Genomic DNA, 3,042 nt, shown 5'->3' with positions numbered 1-3,042 from the left:
TCCGGGCCCGGTCTCCGGGGACGTGCGGCCCTCCGCCAGGGCGCGCAGGGCCCTCGCCGCCTCGGCCGGGCCGGTCGCCGTCACGTGCGCGCGGGTCTCCATCCGGGTGCGGCCCGCCGTCGCGGTGTGGGCGAAGGCCGGGTAGTCGGCGGGGTCGAGGGCCTCCAGCGCGGCCGCGTACCCGGCGGCGCGCTCGCGCAGGGCGTCCGCGTTCCGCGCCGAGATCTCGAAGCCGGTGACCGTCACCGGACCCGACGCGGCCGGGGCCTCGGCGCGCTCCTCGGGCAGCGGCGGGCCGACGACGGCGTGCGCGTTGGTGCCGCTCATGCCGAAGGAGCTGACGGAGGCGCAGTCGCCGGACAGCGGCGACCACTCCCGCAGGCTCGCGGGCACGGTGATCCCGGTGCCTGACAGGTCGATCCGGGGGTTGAGGTGGCGGAAGTGGACGACGGGCGGCACCTGTCGGCGGGACACGCACAGCGTCGCCTTGATCAGTCCGGCGACGCCCGCGGTGCCCTCCAGGTGCCCGAAGTTGGTCTTGACGGCGCCGACCGGCAGCGGCGCGCCGCCGTTGCGCCGGCCCAGCGCGGTCGCCAGCGCGGCCATCTCGATCGGGTCGCCGAGGGCGGTGCCGGTGCCGTGGGTCTCGGCGTAGCCGACGGCGGCCGGTTCGAGTCCCGCGTCGGACAGCGCGGCCTCGATCAGGGAGACCTGGGCGAGGACGTTGGGGGCGGTGAACCCGCTGGAGCGGCCGTCCTGGTTGACGGCGGTCCCCCGGATCACGCCGAGGACCCGGTCGCCGTCGCGCAGGGCGTGGTCGAGGCGTTTGAGCAGGACCACGCCGACGCCCTCGCCGCGGGCGAACCCGTTGGCGCGGGAGTCGAAGGTCTTGCAGAGGCCGTCGGGCGACAGCGAGCGGGTCTCCTGGACCAGCCGCATGGTGGCGGGCGACATGATGAGGTTGGCGCCCGCGGCGAACGCGAGGTCGCACTCGCCGCGGCGCAGCGCCTGCACCGCGAGGTGGACGGCGACCAGCGAGGACGAGCAGGCGGTGTCGACGGTCAGGGCCGGGCCGGTGAGGCCGAGCGCGTAGGCCACCCTCCCGGCGGCGAAGTTGTGCCCGTTGCCGGTGGCCCAGTAGGCGTCGGGTTCGCCCTGGCACCACTCGCGGTAGTCCTGCCACATGACGCCGAGGTAGAGGCCGGTGCGGGCGGCGGCGAGGGCGTCGGCCGGGACGGCCGCGTGTTCCATGGCCTCCCAGGCGACCTCGAGGAGGAGCCGGTGCTGCGGGTCGAGGTGGCGGGCCTCGCGGGGGCTGATGCCGAAGAACTCGGCGTCGAAGTCGAGGACCTCGTCGAGGAATCCGCCGCGCTGCGGGACCCCGCGCCAGGCGTCGGCGAAGGGGCCCTTGCGGTGGTCGGGCAGCGGGCGCACGAGGTCGCGGCCCTCGGCCAGGGCGGTCCAGTAGCCGTCGAGGGTGTCGATGCCGCCGGGCAGCCGCAGCCCCGCGCCGATGATCGCGACGGGCTGGTTGCCCTGCCGCTCGCCGAGCTGCCTGCGCAGGGAGCGGATGGTGCCCAGGGCCCGGGTGAGCGGGGTCTGCCTGCCGCCCCCGGGGGTGTTCGTCTCGTCCATCTCTGGTCCTCGCGGTCGTGGCGGGGCGGAGGTCGGCCGGTCGGTCGGGTCGGTACTCACGCCTGCTCCCCGGGGTGGGTGATCTGTTCGGTGAGTGCCTTGGTGAGGGCGCGCGGGGTGCCGTAGGTCCACAGGAGGGTGGGTGACAGGCGCAGCCCGAAGGCGGCTTCGAGGCGGTTGCGGAGTTCGAGGCTCATCAGGGAGTCGAGGCCGAGGGACTCGAACAGGGCGTCGCGCTCCAGGCGTTCGGGGGCCAGCCGCAGGACGCGGGCGGCGAGTTCGCGGACCTTGGCCTCCACCAGGGCGGGGCGGGCCTGAGGGGGCGCGGCGCGCAGGCCGTCCGCGAAGGCGCTGCCGGTGGCGGGCCCGCCGTCGTCGCCGAGCCGGTCGTGCAGGTCGCGCCAGGCGCTGAGGGCGACCGTGTCGGGGGCGGCCTCGAACCAGCGGCGCAGGTCGAGGGGCAGGTAGCCGACGACGGGACGGTCCTGCGGCAGGAGCCGCGTGAGCGCCGCCCATGCCTCGCCCGCCGGGAAGGCGTCCATGCCGCGGTCCCCGAGCCGGGCCCCGGCGCGTGCGTCGCGGGCGGCGAGGCCGATGTCGGCGAAGGGTCCCCACTGGACGCTGAGGGCGGGCAGTCCGCGGCGGCGGCGTGCCTCAGCGGTGGCGTCGAGGTAGGCGTTGGCGGCGGCGTAGGCGGCCTGGCCCGCGTTGCCGACGAGGGCGGCGGCGGAGGAGAACAGGAGGAAGAAGTCCAGGGGTTCGTGGGCGGTGACGGCCTCCAGGGTGACGGTGCCCGCCACCTTGGGCTGGAGCACCTTGGTGAACTGACGCGGGGTCAGTGTTCCGATCGTGGCGTCGGAGACGACGCCCGCCGCGTGCGCGACGCCGCGCAGCGGGGGCAGTCCCCGGGCGCGCAGCCCGTCGAGTGCCTGGCGGACCGCGCCGCGGTCGGCGATGTCGCAGCGCAGGACGTGGACGGTGGTGCCCCCGGCGCGGAGTTCGGCGAGGCGGGCGTCGGCCTCGGGGGTGGGCGCGGAGCGGCCGATCAGGACGAGGGTGCCGGCGCCGTTGGCGGCGAGGAACCCGGCGAGGGAGAGGCCGAGGGCGCCGAGTCCGCCGGTGACGAGGTAGGCGCCGTCGGCGCGGAACCGGCCGCCGGGGAGGGTTCGGGGGCGACGTTGCGCACGCCGTCGAGTCCGGTGAGCACGAGCGGGGGGTCGTCGGGGGCGTGGTCGAGGTCGACGGTGGTGCCGGTGAGGGCGGAGCAGTCGAGGACCCGCACGGGCGGGGCGGCGGGCGGGCGGTCGCCGTCGGGGGCCCACACCTCGGCCAGCAGGCGGGCGAAGCGGGCGGGGCGGCGGCTGCGCAGCGCGTCGAGGTCGACGGAGGCGAAGGTGGCGCCGACGG

The 3,042-nt window shown here is 76.6% G+C and carries 2 protein-coding genes; both read right to left on the bottom strand.

The features are described 5' to 3' along the window. Positions 1-1,635 (bottom strand): beta-ketoacyl synthase N-terminal-like domain-containing protein (locus GA0115242_RS29000; RefSeq protein ID WP_093833655.1); only part of this gene is annotated, 1,635 nt, incomplete at its 3' end. A gap of 56 nt (positions 1,636-1,691) precedes the next feature. Beyond that, positions 1,692-2,957 carry a beta-ketoacyl reductase gene (locus GA0115242_RS28995; RefSeq protein ID WP_093833653.1) on the bottom strand — a complete coding sequence of 422 codons (1,266 nt, stop codon included), beginning with the start codon at positions 2,955-2,957 and terminating at the stop codon, positions 1,692-1,694. Between the last annotated feature and the right edge of the window lie 85 nt (positions 2,958-3,042).

It is taken from the genome of Streptomyces sp. SolWspMP-5a-2 (genome assembly GCF_900091845.1).
Classification (GTDB): Bacteria; Actinomycetota; Actinomycetes; order Streptomycetales; family Streptomycetaceae; genus Streptomyces; species Streptomyces doudnae.
This window is presented reverse-complemented; position numbering and strand designations above follow the sequence as displayed.